General features: G+C 68.1%; 19 protein-coding genes and 1 pseudogene. 15 read left to right on the top strand and 5 right to left on the bottom strand.

Going from position 1 to position 24,610, the window contains the following annotated elements:
* Positions 1-2 precede the first annotated feature (2 nt).
* From murJ to coq7, 5 genes are all read right to left on the bottom strand, one after another.
* The gene (gene murJ, locus A7W11_RS10595) at positions 3-1,403 is read right to left on the bottom strand and encodes a murein biosynthesis integral membrane protein MurJ (RefSeq protein WP_066411433.1); all 1,401 of its coding nucleotides are present in this window, start codon (positions 1,401-1,403) and stop codon (positions 3-5) included.
* Positions 1,404-1,549: 146 nt separating this feature from the next.
* A complete protein-coding gene (locus A7W11_RS10590) occupies positions 1,550-2,575 on the bottom strand; it encodes an SDR family oxidoreductase (protein WP_066411429.1) in 1,026 nt (341 codons plus the stop codon).
* A 29-nt stretch (positions 2,576-2,604) separates the two neighbouring features.
* Entirely contained in the window at positions 2,605-3,882 is a 1,278-nt protein-coding gene (gene tviB / locus A7W11_RS10585) for a Vi polysaccharide biosynthesis UDP-N-acetylglucosamine C-6 dehydrogenase TviB (protein ID WP_156523048.1), read from the bottom strand.
* Between the two features lie 158 nt (positions 3,883-4,040).
* Entirely contained in the window at positions 4,041-5,144 is a 1,104-nt protein-coding gene (locus A7W11_RS10580; RefSeq protein WP_066411426.1) for an MraY family glycosyltransferase, read from the bottom strand.
* Positions 5,145-5,839: 695 nt separating this feature from the next.
* Positions 5,840-6,511 (bottom strand): 2-polyprenyl-3-methyl-6-methoxy-1,4-benzoquinone monooxygenase, encoded by a 672-nt coding sequence (coq7, locus tag A7W11_RS10575; RefSeq protein WP_066411423.1) that lies wholly within the window; start codon positions 6,509-6,511, stop codon positions 5,840-5,842.
* Between the two features lie 195 nt (positions 6,512-6,706).
* Here coq7 and A7W11_RS10570 point away from each other — a divergent pair, with 195 nt between their 5' ends.
* From A7W11_RS10570 to A7W11_RS10505, 15 genes and pseudogenes are all read left to right on the top strand, one after another.
* Positions 6,707-7,141 carry an OsmC family protein gene (locus A7W11_RS10570; RefSeq protein ID WP_066411418.1) on the top strand — a complete coding sequence of 145 codons (435 nt, stop codon included), beginning with the start codon at positions 6,707-6,709 and terminating at the stop codon, positions 7,139-7,141.
* 41 nt (positions 7,142-7,182) lie between these two features.
* Positions 7,183-8,175, top strand: a complete 993-nt coding sequence (locus tag A7W11_RS10565) for a thymidylate synthase (RefSeq protein ID WP_066411416.1) — start codon at positions 7,183-7,185, stop codon at positions 8,173-8,175.
* 39 nt (positions 8,176-8,214) lie between these two features.
* On the top strand, positions 8,215-8,706 hold the full coding sequence (locus A7W11_RS10560) for a dihydrofolate reductase (RefSeq protein WP_066411406.1): 492 nt from the start codon (positions 8,215-8,217) through the stop codon (positions 8,704-8,706).
* 251 nt (positions 8,707-8,957) lie between these two features.
* Positions 8,958-10,283, top strand: a complete 1,326-nt coding sequence (gene aptA, locus A7W11_RS10555; RefSeq protein ID WP_066411397.1) for an omega-aminotransferase AptA — start codon at positions 8,958-8,960, stop codon at positions 10,281-10,283.
* A 22-nt stretch (positions 10,284-10,305) separates the two neighbouring features.
* Positions 10,306-11,796 (top strand): CoA-acylating methylmalonate-semialdehyde dehydrogenase, encoded by a 1,491-nt coding sequence (mmsA, locus tag A7W11_RS10550; RefSeq protein ID WP_066411394.1) that lies wholly within the window; start codon positions 10,306-10,308, stop codon positions 11,794-11,796.
* A complete protein-coding gene (locus tag A7W11_RS10545) occupies positions 11,790-13,367 on the top strand; it encodes an ABC transporter substrate-binding protein (protein WP_066411392.1) in 1,578 nt (525 codons plus the stop codon). Before mmsA ends, A7W11_RS10545 begins: the two co-directional genes overlap by 7 nt.
* A gap of 22 nt (positions 13,368-13,389) precedes the next feature.
* A complete protein-coding gene (locus tag A7W11_RS10540; protein ID WP_066411389.1) occupies positions 13,390-14,331 on the top strand; it encodes an ABC transporter permease in 942 nt (313 codons plus the stop codon).
* Positions 14,332-14,335: 4 nt separating this feature from the next.
* Positions 14,336-15,202, top strand: a pseudogene (locus A7W11_RS28990) (ABC transporter permease); the annotation flags it as partial.
* A gap of 36 nt (positions 15,203-15,238) precedes the next feature.
* Positions 15,239-16,924, top strand: a complete 1,686-nt coding sequence (locus tag A7W11_RS10535; protein WP_412778725.1) for an ABC transporter ATP-binding protein — start codon at positions 15,239-15,241, stop codon at positions 16,922-16,924.
* 86 nt (positions 16,925-17,010) lie between these two features.
* Complete coding sequence (locus A7W11_RS10530; RefSeq protein WP_066411386.1) at positions 17,011-18,486, top strand: M81 family metallopeptidase; 1,476 nt, start codon at positions 17,011-17,013, stop codon at positions 18,484-18,486.
* A 177-nt stretch (positions 18,487-18,663) separates the two neighbouring features.
* Positions 18,664-20,661: a DUF945 family protein gene (locus A7W11_RS10525; protein ID WP_066411383.1), complete on the top strand. Its 1,998-nt coding sequence runs from the start codon at positions 18,664-18,666 to the stop codon at positions 20,659-20,661.
* 547 nt (positions 20,662-21,208) lie between these two features.
* On the top strand, positions 21,209-22,411 hold the full coding sequence (locus A7W11_RS10520) for a pyridoxal phosphate-dependent aminotransferase (protein ID WP_066411381.1): 1,203 nt from the start codon (positions 21,209-21,211) through the stop codon (positions 22,409-22,411).
* Between the two features lie 26 nt (positions 22,412-22,437).
* Positions 22,438-22,920, top strand: coding sequence for an acetyl-CoA carboxylase biotin carboxyl carrier protein (locus A7W11_RS10515; protein WP_066411379.1), 483 nt, complete (start codon positions 22,438-22,440; stop codon positions 22,918-22,920).
* On the top strand, positions 22,920-23,624 hold the full coding sequence (locus A7W11_RS10510; protein WP_066411377.1) for a 5-oxoprolinase subunit B family protein: 705 nt from the start codon (positions 22,920-22,922) through the stop codon (positions 23,622-23,624). The genes A7W11_RS10515 and A7W11_RS10510 overlap by 1 nt, the downstream gene beginning before the upstream one ends.
* On the top strand, positions 23,621-24,610 hold the full coding sequence (locus A7W11_RS10505) for a 5-oxoprolinase subunit C family protein (protein WP_066411374.1): 990 nt from the start codon (positions 23,621-23,623) through the stop codon (positions 24,608-24,610). The genes A7W11_RS10510 and A7W11_RS10505 overlap by 4 nt, the downstream gene beginning before the upstream one ends.

The raw sequence follows: 24,610 nt of genomic DNA, 5'->3' as shown, positions 1-24,610 counted from the left end.
CGTCATGCCGCCCCCTTCGCCTGCACGGGCGCGGCGGTATCGGACACGCCTCCCTTGGGCGGCGCGGCGGGCGGCTGGCGCAGCGCCACCAGCGTGTAGCAGGCGTAGGACAGCAGGTACATCAGGCTGGTGGCCAGCATGATGCCCTCGGCGCCCATGCGCGGCGCCAGGTACAGGGTCATGCCCGCCTTCAGGGCGAAATTGGCCACGGCAATGGACGCCATGATGCGGTAGCGGCCCTGGCTGGCCAGCAGTTGCACCAGGATCAGCACGCCGAAATAGAACGGCAGTTGCAACAGGCCCCAGCGCAGCACGCTGGCCACCGCCGCGGTGTTCTGCGCGGTGAAGGCGCCCCGTTCGAACAGCAGCGCCACGCCCCACGGCGCCAGCAGCCAGCCCACCACCACCGCGGCCACGCCCGCGCCCACCATCAGCACCGACCACTTCAGCGCCATGGCGCGCGCGCGCACGATATCCCCACGGCTTTGCACGTCGGCCAGCACGGGCAGCGCCGCGCGGCCGACCGAGGCCGCGCCCACGCCCAGCACCAGGGACAGCAGCCGCGTGGCATAGCCCAGCGTGGCATTGGCGTTGTCGCCCAGGTTGGCCGCGGCATATTGATCGATGGGACCGACGAAGCTCATGGCCACCTGGCCGATGGTCATCACGCCCAGCGCGGTCAAGAGGCCATGCCAATGCGGCGACGACAGCGACACCCGCGGCACGCCCCACAGGCCGCCATCGGCGCGCGCGGCCAGCCAGGCCAGCCAGGCCACCTGGATGGTGTAGCCCACCAGCGTGCCCCACAGCAGCGGACCGACGTTGTCGGAGGTGGTGGCGGCCAGCATCACCCAGGCCAGCGTGGCCACGGCGGGCACGCTGTCCAGCAAGGTATTGACGTGACGCTCGTGCGCCCGCAGGCGCGCGGCGCTGATGCCGGCGATCAGCAGCAAGGCGGACACCGGCACGAAGGCGAACAGCAGTTCGTGCGTCATCCCCGCCACGGTCGGCGACAGCCCGGGTCCCAGCCAGCGCAGCACCCAGGGCCACGCCACGGCGGTAAGCACCGCCAGCGCAATGCCGATCAGCAGCGTGATGCCCTGCAGTTCTTGAATGAAACGGTCGCGCTCGTGCAGCGGCGTGCGCCGCAGTTTCACCAGCACGGGAATCAGGACGACCGACAGCGAGCCCACCAGCGTGACGGGCAGCCAGTTGGCCATGGTCAGGGTGAACTGGTAGGCATCGACGGCGTCGCTGATGCCGTAGCGGTATGCCACCGCCATTTCCTTCAGCGCGCCGGCGGCCTTGCCCAGTATCAGGAAGAGCGCCACCCGGAACGCACCCCTGAAGATGCGTTGGTGGTCCGGGTGGACATTTTCGAAGCGACGGATGAACGCTTTCAAATCAAGCTGTACACGGTGCGGCACACGCCCCCGACGGCGCATGAAAGAACCCGGCCCAGGCCAGGGCACAGCGGATCCGGCTTTGCCGGTCCGCCAGTGCCGCCCCCTGGGGGGTGCGCGACAGCGCGTAGGGGGGGGCTTTCATCTCAGCGCAGGAACTGCGTGTACCAGGGCATGGCGGTTTCGAGGCCGCGCAGGATGTCGTAGGCCGGCTGGTAGCCCAGCAGCTTGCCGGCCTTGCCGATGTCGGCCTGCGAGTGCCGCACGTCGCCCGCCCGGAAGTCGGCATACTTCGCCGGCTTCTCGTAGCTCACACCCTGCTGCGCCAGCGTCTGCTTCAGGAAGTCGAACAGCTGGTTCAGCGTGGTGCGGCCGCTGTAGGCCACGTTGTAGACCTGGTTGACGCCTTCGGGCTGCGCCAGCGACGCCAGCAGGTTGGCCTGCACCGCGTTCTCGATGAAGCAGAAATCGCGGCTGGTGTCGCCATCGCCGTTGATGACGACGTCTTCACCGCGGATCATCGCGGCCGTCCACTTGGGGATGACCGCGGCGTAGGCGCCTTCGGGATCCTGGCGCTTGCCGAACACGTTGAAGTAACGCAGGCCCACGCTGCCGAAGCCGTACGACCGCGCGAACACGTCGGCGTACAGTTCGTTGACGTACTTGGTGACCGCGTAGGGCGACAACGGCTTGCCGATGGTGTCTTCCACCTTGGGCAGGCCGGGATGGTCGCCGTAGGTTGAGCTGGACGCGGCGTACACGAAGGACTGCACCTGCGCGTCGCGCGCGGCCACCAGCATGTTCAGGAAGCCGCCGATGTTCACGCCATTGGTCGTGATCGGGTCTTTCAGCGAGCGCGGGACCGAACCCAGCGCGGCCTGGTGCAGCACATGCTGCACACCCTGCGAAGCCTTCTGGCAGGTTTCGAGGTCCCGGATGTCGCCCTCGATGAAGTGAAAGCGCGCCCATTGCTCGGGCGTGACGCTGCGCTGCACTTCGTCGAGGTTATGGCGGTGGCCCGTGGCGAAGTTGTCGAGGCCGACGACTTCCTGGTCCAGGGCCAGCAAGTGCTCCAGCAGATTGGAGCCGATGAAGCCCGCGCACCCGGTCACCAGCCACTTGCGGGGCTGTTGGCGCACCTGCGCGAGAATCTGTTCGTAGCGAGTACTCATTCGCTCTCCCGGTTCTGATCGTGATGGCGTTACAGGCGCAGGTCGGCGTCTTGCGGAGCCAGCACGTACTTCAGGTCGTACAGCACGTGGGCCGTCTTGCCGAACTTGCGGATGGCCTGCACGCCCATTTCGACGAACTGGTGATGTGCCACGGCCAGGATGACGGCATCGTAAACGCCTTCCTGGGGTTGCGCCACCGGCTTGAAGCCGTATTCGTGCTGCGCTTCCTCGGCATCGACCCACGGATCGTAGACGTCGACCGCCACGTCGTACTCGCCCAGTTCCTTCACGATGTCGACCACGCGGGTGTTGCGCAGGTCGGGGCAGTTTTCCTTGAAGGTCAGGCCCATCACCAGCACGCGCGCGCCCTGCACGTGGATGCGCTTCTTGGTCATGCACTTGACCAGTTGCGACACCACGTAGCCGCCCATGGAGTCGTTCAGGCGGCGGCCGGCCAGGATGATTTCCGGGTTGTAGCCGATCGATTGCGCCTTGTGCGTCAGGTAGTACGGGTCCACGCCGATGCAGTGGCCGCCCACCAGGCCCGGACGGAACGGCAGGAAGTTCCACTTGGTGCCGGCGGCCTTCAGCACGGACTCGGTGTCGATGCCCATCTTGTTGAAGATCAGGGCCAGTTCGTTGATCAGGGCGATGTTGACGTCGCGCTGGGTGTTCTCGATGACCTTCGCGGCCTCGGCCACTCGGATGCTGGAGGCCTTGTGGGTGCCGGCGACGATGATCTCGCCGTACAGCGCATCGACCAGGTCGGCGACCTCGGGCGTCGAGCCGGAGGTGACCTTCTTGATGGTGCTGACGCGGTGTTCCTTGTCGCCCGGGTTGATGCGCTCGGGACTGTAGCCGGCGTAGAAGTCTTCGTTGAACTTCAGGCCCGACACGCGTTCGAGCACGGGCACGCAGTCTTCCTCGGTGGCGCCGGGGTAGACGGTGGACTCGTAGATGACGATGTCGCCGCGCTTGAGCACGGCGCCGATGGTTTCGCTGGCCTTGATAAGGGGCGTCAGGTCAGGGTTCTTGTACTCGTCGATGGGCGTGGGCACCGTGACGATGTAGACGTTGGCGGCCTTCAGGTCGTCGCGCTGGGCGGAGTACGACAGGTGCTTGGCGCTGGCCAGCTCTTCGTCCTCGACTTCCAGCGTGTGGTCGTGGCCGGACTTCAGTGCGTCGATACGACGCGTGTTGATATCGAAGCCGATGACGGAGCGCTTCTTGCCGAACTCGACTGCCAGCGGCAAGCCGACGTAACCGAGACCGACGACGGCCAGTTTCACATCCTGAATACGCAACATAACTCTTCCTTGTTTCGGCGGATCGGAACCGCAATTCAGATTTCAGAGGGAATACAACGCGGTCGCCATCCAAACCGTGCAAGGCTGCGAGTGGGACGGCAACACTGCCCCAGCGGCCATGAGGCCGCAATGGTGACCGCGCGAGCGGAAAGGGAACTTCAAGGCGTGCGAAGCACCGACGGAAGCAGCAGCCAACCGGGGCGCCGCCACGACACCAGGCGCATGTAGAGCCAGGTGTAGACGCTGGCGAACACCACCAGGCTGCCGCAGAGGAACCAGGCGTTGTCCCACCAGATGGTGGCGGGCACCAGGCCGATCAGGGCCAGCACCCACATGTAAGGAGAGGCCATGGCGTTGCACAGCGCGGGCACCGCGTGGCGGCGGCCCCGGCTGAACGTGACGCGCACCAGGCGGCGGAAGACCAGTTGATGCAGGTGCAGCGCGTCCGGCTGATCCACCGGCACGCCGCGCTTGAAGCGGCGGCGCCAGATGGAGAAACCGGTCTCGAAGACGGGATAGAACAGCACCGCCAGCGCGTAGAACGGCGAGACCGACGGATTGCGCACGACCAGCAGCACGGCCAGCTCGGCCAGCATGAACCCCAGGAAGTACGCCCCGCCATCGCCCAGGAAGACGCGGCCGAACGGGAAATTCCAGACCAGGAAGCCCAGCGTGGCCGAAGCCAGCGCGGCGGAGATCATGAAGATGGGCATGTCGCCCACTTGCAGCGCCACCAGACTGATGGACACGGCCATCAACGTGGCCACCATCCCGGCCAGGCCGTTCATGCCGTCGACGATGTTCAGGGCATGCGTGCAGCCACCCACGGCGAACATCGTGAAGATCAGGGAGACCGGCCAGAACGACAGCACCCAGTCGGCCCAATAGATACCGACCTTGCTGACGCCGCCCAGCAGCCACCAGGCGATGGCGGCGGAACCGAACGCGGCCAGCAGGCGGCGGCTGGCGCCGATGTCTTTCGTGATGTCTTCCAGCAGGCCAGCCACGAAGACGGGCAGCGCGGAGACGAACAACGCGGGCCAAAGCCACGTCAGGGTCATGTTGCTGGGGCCGAGCACCAGCAGGCCCGCCAGCGAGCCGGCAAGGACGGCCAGACCGCCGACGCGCGGCGTGGCTCGCGCATGCGAGGCCTGCGGTTTGTTGAAGTCGCTGTCGCCCGTGAAAGCGCCGTGCCAGCGCTCGGACGCCACGATGAGTCCCCCCACCATGAACGCGACCACGCAGATATACAGCCAGGTCACTGAATCACCTTTGGATGGTCTGTCGAGACAGGGTTGCCATTATGGGCGGCTGATGTAACGCTTGTGTATGCGAGACACCAGAGAAGTGCAAGCCCTGGGTAAAGATCGTAACGAGACCGAAGGCGGCCCAGGGGGTTGCGAGCGGCTCTGCCCATGACGCGGCAACGCCGCGAATCAGGGCATTGTAACGTTCGGGAAAACCATGAGAACCCGCCCAACAATCAAACTTATTGGGGACGCATTAAAAAGGGCTAAAAAAAAGCCCGAGATCGTAAGATCTCGGGCTAAATCCACCAAAGGAGGAGGGTGGAGGAGACAACCGTGGCATGTCGGGGTTGGGCTACTGCCAGAACCATTGCAACCGGGGTTTTGCACCGCGCCGTTTGCGTTTCGACATCCGATGTACGAATCTTACCCAAACGATTTGTGCAATGCAAGAATTTTTTGGGCCGTCGCGGCAGAAAAGCCATGTGTTGCGAAATTGCATCGGGATTGGACGGAATTTCGGCCCTCTCCCCTGGGCTTCCCAGGGAGATGGTCGAACTCTTGTCGACTTATCCGGCGAATGGCTGGGCTAACCCTTACATGCAAACCCTAGGGACACTGCCCTGGGACGCGTGCTAGAAAAAAGGCGCCGCCCAACCTGCGACCCCTTTTTTTGCGCGACGCACCATCCCCTGATGGCGGAAGGGTTTTCAGATCCAGTACGCCGTGCGGGTCATCACCCTGGACATGGCGCGCATGGCGCCGCGCACCGGCGCGGGCAGCGCCACGCCGCCCGCCCGTTCGGCGCTGGCGCGATGCGCCGCCTCCTCGTCGCGCATCTGACGCACGATCTGGCGCGAGCGCTGGTCCCGTTCCGGCAAGGTGCGCAGGTGGCTGTCCAGGTGCTCTTCGACCTGGCGCTCGGTCTCGGCCATGAAACCCAGGTTGCGCGGCGCGCCGGCGGCGCTGGCCAGCACGCCCAATGCAAACGAGCCCGCATACCACAACGGGTTCAGCAGGCTGGGACGGCTGTCGAGCTCCTGCAGGCGGCGGTCGCACCAGGCCAGATGGTCGACTTCTTCGGCAGCGGCCGAATGCATCAGGTTGCGCGCCGCTTCGTCGCGGCACGCCACGGCCTGGCCGCGGTAGAGCGCCTGGGCGCAGACCTCGCCCACATGATTGACGCGCATCAGGCCGGCGGCATGGCGGCGCTCGCGTTCGCCCAGCGTATCGGCGGCCTCGGGCGCGTCGGCGGGATACGGCCGGCTGGCGGTGGCCGCGCGCGACAGCACGCGCAGCGCCCGGTCGGCCTCGCCCAGCAACGCGTCCAGCGGGCCGGCGCGGCGCACGAAGAACGGGGCGGGAAGGAAAGGCGCGGACATGGTGGACTCCTTGGGCGATGGCCTGCCCCTGACGGCGGGCGGGACTCTGATCCCCTGATTGTAAGGGCCGGGTATCATCGGTTTTTGATCTGGATCCCGTTTGCGCAACGCACGTGCCCGGCGCGCCTGGCCGAGGGATCCCGGTTACCTCTATATAGACTAGACGCGGCCCGCGGGCCGCCCAAGGACCTGAAGATGGAATGCACGATCGACTGGGGCGGCCCCTCCGGCATGCTGTTCACCGCCAGCACGGGCAGCGGCCACGTGGCGGTGATGGACGGCGCCGTCGATGGCGGCGGCCATAACCTGGCCCCCCGCCCCATGGAAATGCTGCTGGCCGGCACCGGCGCCTGCACGGCGTACGATGTGGTGCTGATCCTCAAGCGCGGCCGCCATGCCGTCACCGGCTGCAGCGTCAAGCTCGAGGCAGACCGGGCCGACACCGATCCCAAGGTCTTCACCCGCATCAACTTCGCTTTCACCGTCACCGGCGCCAACCTGCCTCGCGCGGCGGTCGAACGCGCGGTGCAGCTGTCGCACGAGAAGTACTGCTCGGCGTCGGCCATGCTGGCCAAGACGGCCGAACTGGGCTTCACCGTCGACATCGTCGACACCCAGGCCCAGGCCTGAACCGCAACACCCGTGCGGCCGCACGGCATGAAAGGAACACCATGAAGCAATACCTCGCCCTCGTCCAGGACGTCTTCGACAACGGCACCTGGCAGGAAAACCGCACCGGCGTCCGCACGCTCAGCATGCCCGGCGCGATGATGAAGTTCGATCTTCAGCAGGGGTTCCCCGCCGTCACCACCAAGAAGCTGGCGTTCAAGTCCGCCATCGGCGAACTGGTGGGCTTCATGCGTGCCAGCCGCAATGCCGCCGAGTTCAACGCGCTGGGCTGCAAGGTCTGGGACCAGAACGCCAACGAGAACGCGGCATGGCTGGCCAATCCGTACCGGTTGGGCGCGGGCGATCTCGGTCCGGTCTACGGCGTGCAATGGCGCGAATGGCCCGCCTATAAAACCATCCCGCTGGGCCAGCCGCACAGCGAGGCGCAGATGGCCGATGCCCTGGCGCGCGGCTATCGCCGTGTCGGCGTGCTGGACGAGCCCGAAGGCTCGTCGGCGGCGGGCAGCGTCGTGCTGTACAAGGCCATCGACCAGTTGCGCGCCTGCCTGGACACCATCATCGAGGATCCTGGCAGCCGCCGCATCCTGTTCCACGGCTGGAACTGGGCGCAGCTCGAGGAAATGGCGCTGCCGCCCTGCCACCTGCTCTACCAGTTCCTGGTCAACCAGGCCCGCCGCGAGATCTCGCTGTGCCTGTACATCCGCTCCAACGACCTGGGCCTGGGCACGCCCTTCAACCTGACGGAAGGCGCGGCCCTGACGCACCTGATCGGCCGGCTGACGGGCTATACGCCGCGCTGGTTCACGTACTTCATCGGCGATGCGCACATCTACGAGAACCACGTGGACATGCTGCAGGAGCAACTGCGCCGCGAGCCCTACGAGGCGCCCAGGCTGGTGCTGAGCGACCGCATTCCCGACTACGCGCAGACCGGCAGGTACGAGCCCGACTGGCTGGAGCGCATCGAGCCATCCGACTTCCAGCTCGAAGGCTACCGGCACCATCCGCCGCTGACCGCCCCCATGGCCGTCTGAGCCCCCGTCACATCAACACTGCGCACGCCCTTCCTGTCCATGCCGTCCCGCCTCTCCCTCATCGTGGCCTATGCCGACAACCGCGTCATCGGCCGCGACAACGCCCTGCCCTGGAAACTGCCGGGCGACCTCGCTCACTTCAAGCGCAGCACGCTGGGCCATCCCATCGTGATGGGCCGCAACACCTGGGAATCGCTGGGCCGGCCGCTACCTGGCCGCGCCAACATCGTCATCACGCGCAATCCCGGCTACGTGGCCCAGGGTGCGGTGGTCGTGCCCTCGCTGGATGCCGCCCTGGCCGCCTGCCCCGCCGACCAGGAAGCCTTCGTGATCGGCGGCGCGCAGATCTACACGCTGGCGTTGCCGCGCGCCGACCGCATCATCGCCACCGAAGTGCACGCGCAGATCGATGGCGACGCGTGGTTTCCGGAACTGCCCGCGGGCCGGTGGGAAGAAACCGAACGCCTGCCGCAGCCGGCCGAGAACGGCTACCCCTACGACTTCGTGACGTACCGGCGCGTGGCGGGCTGACGGGCTCTGCCGGGCCTGGCGCGGCTGCCCGCGCAAGGCCGGGAGAATCCGCCGGCATTCCAGACACCTGCGCAAGCTGTGGCGGCCTGCTCACGGTCGGGCGGCCCGCGCCATCGCGCGGGTGGCGCCGAATCGATTTATAGTCGCAGACGGACCGGGCCAATCCGCATCGAACGATTCCCGCCAGGCCAGCCGTGCCCGGATCACAGGCCTGCCGTTTCCCCGAAAAAACGCCTTCAACGGAGTCCGCCATGAATGCCCCCGCCGGCCAACCCGACCTGTCCCATCTGTGGATGCCCTTCACCGCCAACAAGCAGTTCAAGGCCAAGCCCCGGCTGCTGGCCTCGGCCGAGGGCATGTACTACACGTCGGCAGATGGGCGCCGCATCCTGGACGGCACGGCGGGCCTGTGGTGCGTGAATGCCGGGCATGCCCGCGCCGAGATCGTGCAGGCCATCGCGCGCCAGGCGGCGTCGCTGGACTACGCGCCCGGCTTCCAGCTGGCGCACCCCCAGGCCTTCGAAGCCGCCAGCGCCGTGGCGGGCTTCATGCCCGAGGGGCTGGACCGCATCTTCTTCACCAATTCGGGCTCCGAGTCGGTCGACACCGCCCTGAAGATCGCCCTGGCCTATCACCGCGCGCGCGGCGAAGGCCAGCGCACCCGGCTGATCGGCCGCGAGCGCGGCTATCACGGCGTCGGTTTCGGCGGCATCTCGGTGGGCGGCATTTCGCCCAACCGCAAGACCTTCTCGGGCGCGCTGCTGCCCGCGGTCGATCACCTGCCGCACACGCACAATCTGCAGCAGAACGCCTGGTCCAAGGGCCAGCCCGCCTGGGGCGCGCATCTGGCCGAAGAGTTGGAACGCCTGGTCACGCTGCATGACGCCTCGACCATCGCGGCCGTCATCGTCGAGCCGATGGCCGGCTCGACAGGCGTGCTGGTTCCGCCCAAGGGCTACCTGGAGAAGCTGCGCGAGATCACGGCCCGGCATGGCATCCTGCTGATCTTCGACGAAGTCATCACCGCCTATGGCCGCCTCGGCGCGGCCACCGCCAGCGAATTCTTCGGCGTCACGCCCGACCTGATCGCCATGGCCAAGGGTGTGAGCAACGCCGCGGTGCCGGCCGGCGCGGTCGCGGTGCGCCGCGAGGTGCACGACGCCATCGTGGGCAGCGTCGAGGGCGGCATCGAGTTCTTCCACGGCTACACCTATTCGGCGCATCCGCTGGCCACCGCGGCCATCCTGGCCACGCTGGACATCTACCGCCGCGAAGGCCTGTTCGAACGCGCGCGCACGCTGTCGCCCGCGTTCGAGGCCGCGGCCCATTCGCTCGAGGGCGCGCCGAACGTGATCGACGTGCGCAACCTGGGGCTGGTGGCGGGCATCGAACTGGCGCCGCGCGACGGCGCGCCGGGCGCCCGCGCCGCCGAGGCCTTCCAGAAATGCTTCGACCAGGGCCTGCTGGTGCGCTACACCGGCGACATCCTGGCGGTTTCCCCGCCGCTGATCATCGACGAAGCGCAGATCGGCGAGATCTTCGAGCGCATCGGCAAGGTATTGAAGGACATCGCCTGACAGGCGTCATCGCAGTACGACAATGAAGCAACTGAGCCTCTACATCAACGGTCTGGCCTGCGAGGGCCGCAGCGGACGCTACGCGGACGGTTTCGATCCCGCCGAGGGCACGGTCACGCGATCGGTTCCCCTGGCCGGCCCCATGGAAATCGATGGCGCGCTGGCCGCCGCGAGCATGGCTTTTCCCGACTGGTCCGCCATGCCCCCCCAGCAACGCGCACGGGTGCTGGCCGAGTTCCAGGGCCTGCTGCAACAGCACCAGGACGAACTGGCCGAGCTGATCGTGCGCGAGCACGGCAAGGTGCTGGCCGAGGCCGTGGACGAGGTGGCGCGCGGCATCGAGGCGGTGGCGCACGCCTGTGACATCGCGGGGCGGCTGGACACCCGGCGCGTGGCGTCTGCCGAAAGCGGCATCGACAACTGGCGCGTCCGCGCCCCGCTGGGCATCGTGCTGGGCATCACGCCGTCCAGCCTGCCGCTGCTGGCGCCGTGCGCCCAATTCGCGCTGGCGCTGGCGTGCGGCAACGTCTTCATCCTCAAGCCTTCGCAGCGCACGCCGTCGGCAGCGTTGCGCGTGGGCCATCTGCTGCGGCAGGCCGGATTGCCCGACGGCGCCTTCAATGTGCTGTTCGGCGACAAGCAGGCCATCGATACGCTGATCGCCCATCGCGACATCGCCGCCGTCTCCTTCATCGGCTCCACGCCGGTCGCCCAGGAGGTGCACACCGAAGCCACGCGGCACGGCAAGCGCGTGCAGGCGCTGGGCAGCGCGAAGCATCACATCGTGGTCATGCCCGATGCGGACCTGGACCGCGCCGCCGACGCGTTGATGGCGGGCGCCTTCGGCTCGGCCAGCCTGCGCGGCATGGCCAATGCGATCGCCGTGGCGGTGGGCGACATCGGCGACGCCCTGGCCGAACGCCTGGCGCCGCGCGTGCGTGCATTGGCCATCGGCCACGGCCTGTCGCCCGGCGCGCAGATGGGGCCGCTGCCGACCCCGCAGCATCGCCTGAGCGTGATGCGCTACATCGAGGATGGCGAAGCTTCGGGCGCCACGCTGCGCGTGGACGGCCGCGGGCTTTCCGTGCCTGGCCATGAACGCGGCTTCTTCCTGGGCGCCACGCTGTTCGACCACGTGGCGCCTCGCATGAACATCTATCGCGAAGAAATCTACGGACCGGTACTCAACATCCTGCGCGTGCCCGACCTGGCCGCGGCGATCGCGCTGGTCAACGCCCACGAATCCGCCAACGCGGCATCGTGCTTCACCGCGGACGGCGGCACGGCGCTCGCTTTCGGGCGGCAGGTCCGCACCGGCCTGGCCGGCATCAACGTACCCGTGCCCGCCGCGCGGACATGGCATGCCTTCGGCGGCTGGACGGGCGCCCTGCCCGGCGACGCACAGCCGCCGGGCGAGGACGCCATCCGCTTTCACACCACAGACAAAAGCATCATGCAACGCTGGCCGGGAGACGCCCCGCCGGCCCACGACATCGGGGAGACGCCATGCTGAGGCACCTACGCACGCTGGCGCTAGCCGCCGCGCTGGGCGCCGCGCTGCTCGCGGCCACGGCCGCCGCGCACGCCGAGACGGTCATCAAGGCCGTCATGAATTCGCCGCTGCGGCTGACCGACCCCCACGCCACCACGGCCTACATCACGACGTGGCACGGCTACATGATCTACGACACGTTGCTGGCCACCGATGCCGACAACAAGATCCAGCCGCAGATGCTGCAGAAGTGGGAAATCTCGAAAGACCTGACGACCTATACGATGACGCTGCGGCCGGGCCTGAAGTGGCACGACGGCACGCCCGTCACGTCGGAGGATTGCGTCGCGTCCATCCAGCGCTGGGCCGCCGGCGACATCATGGGCCGCACCATGCTGAAGCTCACCGACCGCATCGAGGCGGTGGACGAGAAGACCTTCCGCATCGTCATGAAAGCGCCCACAGACCTGGCGTTGCGCGCCCTGTCCAAGCCCACGGGTACGGCCGCCTTCATGATGCCCAAGCGCATCGCCGAAACACCGCTGGGCAAGCCCATCACCGACTTCACGGGCTCGGGACCGTTCAAGATGGCCGAGTTCAATCCCGGCGTGCGCACCGTGTACGTGAAGAACGCCGACTACGTGCCGCGCCAGGAGCCGCCCAGCGGCATGGCCGGCGGCAAGGTCGTCAAGGTGGACAAGGTCGAATGGGACGTGATGCCCGACGCGCTGACGGCGGCCAACGCGCTGCTGGGCGGCGAGATCGACTTCGTCGAGCAGTTCCCGTACGACCTGCTGCCCATGGTCGAGGGCAACCCCGACCTGAAGGAAGAGACGGTCAGCCCGGTCAGCTATTACGTGATGTACCGCTTCAACTTCAAGCAACCGCCCTTCGACAACAAGAAGATCCGCCAGGCCGCCATGTACGCGATCGGCCAGGAAGACGTGATGAAGGCGCTGGTGGGCAACCCCAAATACTGGCGTACCTGCGGATCGCTGTGGGGCTGCGGCACGCCCTTCGAGAGCGACGCGGACAGCGGGATGGTCGTGCGCGCGAATCCCGACAAGGCTCGCGCGCTGCTGAAAGAGGCCGGCTACGACAACACGCCCGTGCTCATGATGCAGGCCTCCGACCTGGGCACGCTCAGCCCGCAGCCGGTGGTGATGGCGCAGGCGCTGCGCGCGGCCGGCTTCAACGTCAACCTGGCGGCGATGGATTGGCAGACGGTGGCCACGCGCCGGGCCTCGAAGGCCCCGGTGGCACAGGGCGGCTGGAGCATCCACAACACCAACTGGTACGCCACCGACATCATGGATCCGGTGCGTTCCGCGCCTGCGGCCGCCAACGGCGACAACGCGTGGTTCGGCTGGCCCGACCTGCCGCGGGTCGAGGAACTGCGCACGCGCTTCGCCCTGAGCGCCGATCCCGCCGAGCAAAAGCGCATCGCGGACGAGCTGCAGCGCATCGGCATCGACGAAGGCCTGTACGTGCCGCTGGGCCAGATGGCCGTGCCCACGGTGTACTCCACCAAGCTCAGCGGCCTGGTACGCGCACCCGCGTTCGTGTTCTGGAACGTCGGCCGGGCGCCTTGAACGCGCCCAGCCCCGCACCGCCATGCTTCTGTTCATCCTGCGCCGCCTGCTGGCCATCCTGCCCGTGCTGGCATTGGTGGCCGTGGTGGTGTTCGCCATCCTGCGGCTGGCGCCGGGCGACCCGGCGGTGGTCATGGCGGGCGACGCCGCCACGCCCGAGCGCGTGGCGCAGATCCGCCAGGCCATGGGGCTGGACAAGCCCTTGGCCGAGCAATTCCTGATCTGGGGCGGCAACCTGCTGCAAGGCGACGTGGGCGCCTCGCTGATGTCGGGTACGCCGGTCTCGCAACTGATCGCCCGCCGGCTCGAACCCACCCTGGGCCTGGCCGCGCTCACGCTGGTCTTCACGCTGGCCGTGGCGATTCCGCTGGGCGTCCTGGCCGCCTGGCGGCAGGGCCGGCTGCTGGACCGCGCCGTGATGGGCCTGTCGGTGCTGGGCTTCTCGGTGCCGGTGTTCGTCACCGGCTACGCGCTGATCTGGCTGTTCTCCATCGAGCTGGCCTGGCTGCCCATCCAGGGCTATGCGCCGCTGTCGGGCGGCCCGTGGCCCTGGCTGCAGCGGCTGATCCTGCCCGCGCTGGCGCTGTCCACCGTGTACGTCGCGCTGATCGCGCGCATCACCCGCACCAGCATCATCGAGGTCATGGGCGAAGACTTCATCCGCACGGCGCGCGCCAAGGGCCGTGGCGAGACCGGCGTGCTGCTGGGCCATGCGCTGCGCAACGCGGCGGTGCCGATCGCCACGGTGGTGGGCCTGGGCATCGCGCTGCTGATCAGCGGCGTGGTGGTCACCGAGTCGGTGTTCAACATTCCCGGCCTCGGTCGGCTGGTGGTCGAGGCCGTGCTGGCGCGCGACTATCCCGTCATCCAGGGCCTGACGCTGTTCTTCGCGGCGCTATACGTGCTGGTCAACCTGGTGGTCGATTGCGCCTACGCGGCGTTCGATCCCCGCATCCGGTACTGACGCGATGGCCCCGCCCAACGACACCGCCGCCGCACTGCCCGCGCCCCTGCCCGCCGAGGCCGGCGCCTGGCGGCGCGTACGCCGCGAACTGCGCAGCGTGCCGGTGCTGCTGGCGCTGGCCGTGCTGACGCTGATGGCGCTGATGGCGCTGTTCGCGCCCTGGCTGGGCACGGTGGATCCCACCGCCATCGCACCGGGCTCGCGCCTGAAACCGCCGTTCGGCGAGTTCCTGTTCGGCACCGATGCCTTCGGCCGCGACGTGTGGTCGCGCGTGGCGTACGGCGCCCGCGTGTCGCTGGCGGCCGGCCTGGGCGCGGCGCTGGCCAGCACGGCGGCAGGCCTGGCGCTGGGTGTGCTGGCGGGCTGGTTCCGCTGGCTGGACGGCCCCATCATGCGCGTGATGGACGCCCTGATGGCGATTCCCGGCATCCTGCTGGCCATCGCGCTGGTGTCGGTGTCCGGCGCCAGCCTGGGCACGGTGCTGTTCGCCATCACGCTGCCCGAGATTCCCCGCGTGGTGCGGCTGGTGCGCGGCCAGATCCTGAGCGTGCGCGGCGAACCCTACGTCGAAGCCGCGCTGGCGCTGGGCACGCCGCTGCCGCAGTTGGTGTGGCGGCATCTGCTGCCCGGCACGGTGGCGCCGCTGACGGTGCAGGCCACCTATGTATTCGCCTCGGCCATGCTGACCGAGGCCATCCTCGGTTTCCTGGGCGCGGGCGTGCCGCCCGAGATCGCGTCCTGGGGCAACATCATGTCCGAAGGCCGCATGTTCTTCCGCCTGCTGCCGGGCCTGATCCTGTTTCCAGGGCTGTTCCTGTCGCTGACGGTCCTGAGCATCAACATCCTGGGCGATGCGCTGCGCGATGCCTTCGACCCGCGGCGCCTGCCCGCGCGCGGCGTCCCCGGCCTGGCGTCAGCGCCATCCCCGCCCGCACGCCACGCCGGCAACGCCATCGCCGCCAGGACGAGTGCGCCCGTCCTGGCGCTGCGCGGCCTGACCGTGCAGGCCACCGGCGCAGACGCGCAGGTGGTGCGCAACCTGAGCCTGGACGTGCACGCGGGCGAAACGGTCTGCGTGGTCGGCGAGTCGGGCTCCGGCAAATCGGTCATGGCGCTGGCCGTGATGGGGCTGCTGCCCAAGGGCGCGCTGGCCGCGACAGGCGGCGCCATCCTGTTGCAGGACGAGGATGTGCTGGCCGCCAGCCCGCGGCGCCTGCGCGAATGGCGCGCCACCCGCATGGCCATGGTGTTCCAGGAACCCATGACCGCCTTGAACCCGGTGCACCGCGTCGGCCGGCAGGTCGATGAAGTGCTGCGGCTGCATCGACGCATGGCCCGTGGCGAACGGCGTGCGCGCGTGCTGGAGATGTTCCGCTCGGTGCACCTGCCCGATCCCGAACGCATCTACGACGCCTATCCGCACGAGCTGTCGGGTGGCCAGCGCCAGCGCATCGTCATCGCGATGGCGCTGATCCTGGAGCCCGCGCTCCTGATTGCCGACGAACCCACCACGGCGCTGGACGTGACCACGCAGCGGCATATCCTGGCGCTGATCCGCGAGTTGCAGCGCAAGCACGGTACCGCGGTGCTGTTCATCACGCACGACTTCGGCGTGGTGGCCGAGATCGCTGACCGCATCGCCGTGGTGAACCGCGGCCAGATGATCGAGACCGGCACGCGCGACGACATCCTGGCGCGGCCGGCGCACCATTACACGCGCCGGCTGGTGTCGTCCGTGCCCAGCCTGGCGCCCGCGCCGCGCGCCGCCCCGGAGGGCGAGGTCGTGCTGCAGGTGCGCGGCCTGGGCCGCACTTATTCCTCGTCGCGCCTGCTGTCGATGAACGCGCGCCGCGTCGTGGCCGCCAAGGACGTCGACCTGACGCTGCGGCGCGGCGAAATCCTGGGCCTGGTCGGCGAATCGGGCTCCGGCAAGTCCACGGTGGCGCGCTGCGTCGCCCGGCTGATCGAGCCCACGCACGGCAGCCTGCTGATGGACGGCGCCGACCTGGCCCGCCTGTCCGGCGCGGCACTGCGGCCGATGCGCAAGCGCGTGCAGATCGTCTTCCAGGACCCCTACCGCTCGCTCAATCCGCGCCGCACCGTGGGCGATTCGCTGATCGAAGGGCTGCTGAATTTCGGCATGCCGCGCGGCCAGGCGCAGGCCCGCGCGGCGGACATGCTGGGCGTGGTCGGCATCGGGCCGGACGCCATGCGGCGCTATCCGCACCAGTTCTCGGGCGGCCAGCGCCAGCGCCTGTGCATCGCGCGCGCGCTGGTGATGGAGCCGCAGGTGCTGGTGGCCGACGAGGCCGTCTCGGCGCTGGACGTGTCCGTGCAGGCCCAGGTGCTGGACCTGCTGGAAGCGGTGCGCCAGCGCACCGGCATCAGCGTGCTCTTCATCACGCACGACCTGCGCGTGGCCGCGCAGGTCTGCGACACCATCGCCGTGATGCTGCAAGGCCGCGTGGTCGAGACCGGTCCCGCGCAGGCGGTGCTGGTGTCGCCACGGCATGACTACACCCGCGCCCTGCTCGAGGCTGCTCCGGGGCGCGATTGGGATTTCCGCAATTTCCGGCCGCTGCGCGCCGGATAGCGCCTGACCTCGGGCGCTATCCAGCACGAAGCACCTCGCGGACGGGCCTGTGCCCGTTCTTCGCGTCATTCGACAGGGAGCATGCGATGCGTTGGCTGTTGGCAATGATCAAGCACGAGACGAACACGTTCTCGCCCGTGCCCACCCCGCTGGAACGGTTCTTCCGCGGCAACCCCGAGATACTGTCCGGCGAGCGCGCCATCCGCGCCTATGAAGGCACCGACAGCGGCCTGGGCGGCTACATCGAGATCGCGCGCCGCGAAGGCGCCGAGATCGTCGTGCCGGTGGCGGCCGAGTCCTGGCCCAGCGCGCCCACCGGCCGCGCCACCTACGAGCGCCTGTGCGGCCTGATCCTGGACGAAGTGCGGCGCGGCGGCTTCGACGCCATCCTGCTGGACCTGCACGGCGCCATGGTGGCCGAGGGCGTGGAAGATGCCGAAGGCACGCTGCTCGCCCGGCTGCGCCGGATCGATCCCGCCACGCCCGTGGGCGTGACGCTGGACATGCACGCCAATATGTACGACGACATCGTGCGCCACGCCACGGTGATCACCGGCTTCCATACCTATCCGCACGTGGACATCCGCGAAGCCGGCGTGCGCGCGGCGGATGCCATCGCACGCACGCTGCGCGGCGAGATCCGTCCGGTGATGGCCTGGGGCAACAAGCCCATGCTGCCGCACATCATGTGCCAGGGCACCCATGCCGACCCCAACAAGTCGCTGCAGGAACGCTGCAAGGCGCTGGAGGCGCAGGGCGTGATCGCCGCATCGGTGTTCACCGGCTTTCCGCACGCGGACATCCGCGAGGCGGGCCTGTCCGCCGTGGTCTGTACGGATGCCGACCTGGCCGAGGCGCAGCGCCATCGCGACGAGCTGCTGGACACCGCCTGGCGGCACCGCGCGCAGTGGGTGTTCCATTCCGAGCCGCTGGAGCCGGCCATCGCGCGCGCCAAGGCGCTGGCCGACGGCCCGGTGATCCTGCTGGACCACTACGACAACACCGGTTCGGGCGGCACCATGGACACCACGGCCGTGCTGGCCGAGATCCTGCGCCAGGAACTGGAGAACGTCGCCTTCTACGCCATTTGCGATCCGCAGGCGGCGCTGCTGGCGGCCGGCGCCGGCGTGGGCCACGACATCACGCTGGAACTGGGCGGCAAGGTGCCCATGCCCGCCCTGCGGCAGCAGAACCGGCCATTGACGCTGACCGGCCGCGTCAAGCTGGTGTTCGACGGCGTGTACCTGAACCGCGGCCCCATGTACCGCGGCGTGCGCAACGATACCGGCCTGACCGTGGTGCTGGACACGGGCCGCGTCGAGATCGTGATCGTGTCGCGCCACCAGGAACCCTTCGACGTGAACTGCCTGCTGTCGGCGGGCATCGACCCGCTGCAGAAACGCTACGTCGCCCTGAAGAGCCGCGTGCACTGGCGCGCCGGTTTCGCCGACATGGCCACGCAGGTGATCGAATGCACCGGCATGGGCGTCACCACCTCGGATTACGGTCAGGTGAAGTACGAGCACGTGCGCCGCCCGATCTATCCCCTGGATGACCTGTAGGGCCTGTTAACCCTAAAAGAAGCCTCGCTTGCATTTTGACAATGCTGGTAACGGCGCCGCGAGATTCGCTTACGACCCCGCCGGTATACTCGCCGCGGGCTCAAAAGCCCGCAGGCTGCGCCGGCCGACTCTCCGTCCGCGCAGCCGTCTCATCAATAACCGACCGAGCGTAAAAAGATGAAGAAAGGTGTGGCGATCGTCGCTGGTGTAGTCGTCGTGGGTGGAGTCGCCTGGCTGGGCGCCACGTGGTACACCGGCAAGCGGATCGAGGCCGAGGCGCCCGCCCGCGTGAAGGAAGTCAACGACCAGATGGCAAAGGCCCTGCCGGCGCCCTACAAGGTCGAGCTGCGCCAGGTCAGCTACGAGCGCGGCTTCTTCTCCACCAAGGTGCGCTACGGCCTGGTCATGTCCGCTCCCGCGGCCATCACGGGCGACAAGGCGTTCGCCATCGAACCGGGCATGCTCGAATTCGACGCCACCGTGCAGCACGGCCCGTTCCCCGGCGGCGCGCTGGCGCGGGGCCACATCCTGCCCAATGCCGCCTTCGTCCATGCCGAAGTGGCCCAGACCGAAGCCCTTAAACCCTTTTTCGCGCTGACCAACGGCAAGGCGCCGCTGTGGAGCGACACGGTCATCCACTACAGCGGCGACAGCACCGGCACCGGCGGCCTGGCGCCCATCAAGAGCACGCAGGACGGGCTGACGCTGGAGTTCAGCGGCGCCACGATGCAAGCCGCGTACAAGCGCGAGAGCCAGGCGATCAAAGGCTCGTTCAAATCCGATTCGCTGGTGGCCACGAATCCGAAGGACGAGCAGGTCGACAAGGTCGCCATCAGCGGCATGTCCATGGACCTGGACACGCACATGGGCAAGTTCGGCATGTCCGTGGGCAACACCAACATGCAGGTCAAGCGCGTCGAACTGCAGGGCAAGCAGTATCCGATGAGCCTGGACGACCTGGGCTACAAGCTGGTCATCAACGAAGACGACAAGCTGCTGAACGGCGAGGCTGCCTACAGCGTCGGCAAGTTCCGCCTGGGCACCACCGACATGGGCGGCGGCCAGGCCGTCATCAAGCTGGCCAACCTGGACGGCAAGGCCTCCGAGAAGCTGGCCAAGACCTACAGCGACCTGGTCAGCGCGATGATGGCCGAATCCACCGGCGCGGCCGACCCGCAGCCGGCCGCGCCGCAGCCGGCCGCCCCCGATCCCAAGACGTCGGAAGCGCTGATGAAGCGCGTCGCCAACGACGTGCGGGACGTGCTGGTGGCCAGCCCCACCCTGGCGATCGACCCCATCCTGTGGAAAACCGACAAGGGCGAGGCCCGCATCACCTATTCGCTGGCGTTGCAGCCGCTGAAGGACACTGACGCGCCGGTCCAGGACCTGGTGCGCCAGGCGATCAAGTCGATGCAGGCGCATGCCGCCATCAACAAGCCGATGGCCCAGGACCTGCTGGCCCGCACGTTCGTGGCCACCGCGGGCGCCACGCCCGAACAGGCAGCCGCCCAGGCCAACGACCAGTTGCAGTCGGCGCTGGGCATGGCGATGATGATGAACGTCGCGCGCGTCGATGGCGACAATGTCGTGACCGACTTCGTCTACGACGGCGCCAAGGCCACGCTGAACGGCCAGGAAATCCCGCTGGACGCGCTGCTGGCCGACGCGGTCGGCGCGGCGGGCGACACGGAGCCGGACATGCCCGACGGCGTGGATCCGGACAGCTCGCCCCAGGCCGATGCCACGATGCTGCACTCGCTCGACCAGGCCACCATCGGCTCGCTGATCGAATCGGCGGGCTTCGAACTCGAACACCGCACCGACCAGCACGGCGAACCCGAACTGAACATCACCCCGGGCGCCAGCGGCGCGCGCGAGCTGTATGCGCGCTTCAACGAATGCGACGTGGACGACGCGTGCGAGAACGTGATGCTGCAGGCGGTGTTCGATTCGGTCTCGCCGCCGCCGTACAAGATCATCAACGACTGGAACAGCAACAACCGCTGGGGCCGTATGTATGTGGACGGCAACAACCAGCCCACGCTGGAGATGGACATCAATGCCTATGGCGGCATCGGCAAGGACGGCGTGGAAGCCTTCGTGCAGACCTTCCTGGAGACCGTCCCCGAGGTGAACGCCTTGCTGGAGAACGCCTCCAAGGCCAAAACCAAGTAAGCACGGCGCATCGCGGCGGGCTTACCCCGGAAGGGCACGCGATCGCGTGCCCTTTTTCATGCCCGCGGAGCCCATGCATGGCGCTTCGCGCGGCAATATTCCATGCCTTGCCCGATTATCCGGCGGGGTATTCGCCGCGCCGGATTTTCCGGTTATTCCTTGACGGAAACGGGAATCGCGCACGACGCATTCCATAAATCTATGGGTCGTGCGTATTTACAATTTATTTCAAAAACAACGCGAATCGATTATCTCGCACGATTTTGATTCGCACGGCTTTTTGACGCGCACCGCTTGATTTCCTGCTTGCGGCCCGATGGTGCAAGACCGGGTGCATGCCTTGCCGCAGTGCATGCGGCGGGCCATGCGATGGTGCCGCGCAGCCTTGTCCGGCCTCCGTCGGCGCACCCCGCTCGGCTATCCCGCCCGACACCCCGTCTATAGACTTTTTCGCAACGGATCGAATTCCCGACTGGCCCGAAAGGCCCAGCCCGGGCGGGTTTTCAGATCCTGACCGACTTCAGCAAAACGGGGAATGGAACCAGCCATGAAGTACGCATCGGATCGTTTGGCATCGGTAGGCGCGTCGGCGTCGGAACGCGCCTCGCAGCGCGCTCGCGAACTGATCGCGCAGGGCATCGACGTGATCAGCCTGGCCGCGGGAGAACCGGATTTCGACACGCCGGAACACATCATCAAGGCGGCGATCGACGCATTGAATAATGGCCAGACGCATTACACCGGCGTCGGCGGCACCCTTCAATTGAAGAAGGCGATCATCGAGAAATTCCGTCGGGACAACGGCCTGGAATTCGCGATGAACGAAGTCCTAGCCACGCCCGGGGCCAAGAGCGCGGTATACATGGCGCTGGCGGCCACGCTGGACGACGGCGAGGAAGTCATCGTGCCGGCCCCGCACTGGGTGTCGTACAGCGACATGACGCGGCTGGCCGGCGGCGTCAGCGTGGTCGTCCCCTGCACCGAGGAAACCCGGTACAAGCTGACGCCCGCGGCCCTGCGCCGCGCCATCACCCCGCGTTCGCGCTGGCTGATCGTCAACTCGCCCAACAACCCCAGCGGCGCGGTGTACTCGGAAAGTGAACTGCTGGGCCTGGCCGAGGTCCTGCGCGAGTTTCCGCAGGTGCTCGTCATGATGGACGAGATCTACGAGCACATCATCTTCGATGGCCGGCGGTTCCACAGCCTGGCCAAGGTGGCGCCGGATCTGGCGCCGCGCGTGCTGACCCTGAACGGCGTGTCGAAGGGCTATGCGATGACGGGCTGGCGCATCGGCTTCGTGGGCGGCCCCGCGCCGCTGATCGACGCCATGCGCCTGGTGCAGTCGCAGACCATCGGCAGCATCTGCTCGTTCGCCCAGGCGGGCGCGGTGATCGCGCTGACGGGCACGCAGGACTTCCTGGCCGAACGCTCGCAGGTGTTCCAGAAGCGCCGCGATGCGATGCTGGAACGCATCAACGCCATCGCCGGATTGAGCTGCGAATCGCCCGAGGGCGCCTTCTACCTGTACGTGAACTGCAAGCGCCTGATCGGCAGGAAAACGCCGGACGGCACGACGCTGGAATCGGACAAGGACGTGACCGACTTCCTGCTGGAAACGGCCCGCGTCGCCGTGGTCAATGGCGCCGCCTATGGCCTGTCGCCGTACATCCGCCTGTCCGTGGCGACCTCGGAATCGCGCCTGATGGCCGCCGCCGACCGCATCGCCGCCGCCGTCGCACGGCTGGCCTGACCCCCTCGCCTCCTCCCGCAGACACCATGAATCCGGATCACTCCCGCTACGTGCAGCTGATCGAATCGTTGAGCGAGAAGATGCGCGCCTGCCAGTTCGACGAGATCGAGATCGCCGACGGCGCTTTCCAGGTGCGCCTGAAACGCGCGCAACCCGGCGGCGCCCAGCCCGCCTCCGCATCCCCGCGCCCGATGACGCATGCCGAGCCGCCGCCATCCGCCGCGCCGCAGACGCCCGCCGCCGAGGTCCCGCGCGCCCAAACGGTGACCGCGGAGATGAGCGGCATCGTCCACCTGCAATCCGCGCCGGGCGCCGCGCCCTTCGTCACGCTGGGCGTTCCCGTGCAGGAAGGCCAGGAACTGTGCCTGATCGAGGCCATGAAGCTGTTCTCGCCGATGGCCTCGCCGCTGGCCGGCATCCTCAGCGCCATCCACGTCGAAAGCGGCCAGGAGATCGCCTACGGCGACCGCCTGTTCACCATCGCCCCCGCCGGCACGGAGGCCGCGTGATGAGCGAAGGCGTGGTGATCCTGGACGAGCCGCGCGCCAGCCTGTGCGGCACCGCCGCCGTGCTGCTGGACGCGGAGGGCGCGCTGTCGATGCAGACGCAGTTGCGTATCTGGGCGCTGGCGGACGCCCTGCGCGGCCAGTCGGATGTGGTGGACGTGCAGCCCGGCATGAACAGCCTGCTGGTCATGTACGACATCGCGTCGATGGATCCCGAACGCGCGCCGCGCGAACTGCTGGCGCGCTGGCGCGAGACGCCGGCCACGCCGCGCGCGGGCAAGGTGCTGGAAGTGCCGGTGATCTATGGCGGCGAAATGGGCGTGGACATGCCGTTCGTGTGCAGCCACCACGGCCTGACGCCCGAGGAGATCGCCCGCCTGCACGCCGCGCCCGAGTACGTAGTGTTCGCGCCCGGCACCGGGCCCGGTTTCGGGTATCTGTTCGGGCTGGATCAACGCCTGTTCACGCCGCGCCGCAAGGTACCCGAAATGCGCGCCATCGGCGGCCTGGTGTCGATCGGCGGTGCGCAGTCGAACCTGGGCGCTCCCCGCCGCGCGGACGGCCCGAAGGCCGGTCCCACGGGCTGGCATTCCATCGGCCATTCGCCCGAGGTGCCCGAACCCTTCGACCTGGCGCGGGAAGGCGTCAATCTGCTGGCGATGGGCGACCGCGTCCGCTTCCGCATCGCACGGATCGAACCGTCATGATCGAGATCATCAAGACCGCGCCCCTGAACAGCGTGCAGGACACCGGCAGGCCCGGCCTGCGCGGCCTGGGCATCGCGCGCTCGGGCGCCCTGGACCCGCTGGCCGCCACCGGCGCCAACGCGCTGCTGGGCAATGCCGCGGACGATGCCGTGCTGGAGTTCCAGATGTACCCGGCCGCCCTGCGATTCACGCGGGACACGCTGGTGGCGCTGACCGGGGCCGACTGCCGGGCGCGCCTGAACGGCGTCCCCGTGCCCGCATGGTGGGTGCGCGACGTGCGCGCCGGCGATGAACTGGTGTTGTCGCCGCCCATCCAGGGCGCGCGCTGCTATGTGGCCGTGCAAGGCGGCGTGGACGTGCCCGCCGTGCTGGGCTCGCGGTCGACGGCCTTGCGCTACGGCTTCGGCGGCCATCGGGGCCGAGCCCTGCAGAAGGGCGACAGCCTGCCCATCGGCGCGCGGCGCAACAGCGCCCGGCTGCCTGCCGGCTACGGCGCGAGCCCACCCGAGCAGGCCCTGGCGCCTCGGGCCAACGAAGATGCCGACGGCGTGATGACGCTGCGCGTCATGCGGGCGGCCGAGTACGGCATGTTCACCCCAGCCTCGCAGGCCGCGTTCACGGACGCCGTCTGGCGCGTCAGCGCGCAGAGCGACCGCATGGGCTACCGCCTGTCCGGGCCCGTGCTGGAACGCACCGCGGTGCGCGAGATGCGCTCGCATCCCATCGTGCCCGGCGTGGTGCAGGTGCCGCCGTCGGGGCAGCCCATCATCCAGCTGGCCGACGGCAACTCGGCGGGCGGCTATCCCAAGATCGGTTTCGTGATCGACGCCGACCTGTGGCGCATCGCGCAATCGCCGCCGGGCACGAAGCTGCGCTTCCAGATGTGCGGCCTGGACGAGGCCCGCGCAGCGCAGGCCGAACTGGAAAGCTACCTGGCCGGGCTGCGCGACACGGCCGCCCATTGCCGCGTGCCGATCAAGGGTTGA

The organism is Bordetella ansorpii, from assembly GCF_900078315.1.
In the GTDB taxonomy this organism is placed as follows: Bacteria; Pseudomonadota; Gammaproteobacteria; order Burkholderiales; family Burkholderiaceae_B; genus Bordetella; species Bordetella ansorpii.
The sequence above is the reverse complement of the archived record's forward strand: the minus strand, read 5'-3'. Positions and strand labels throughout refer to the sequence as shown.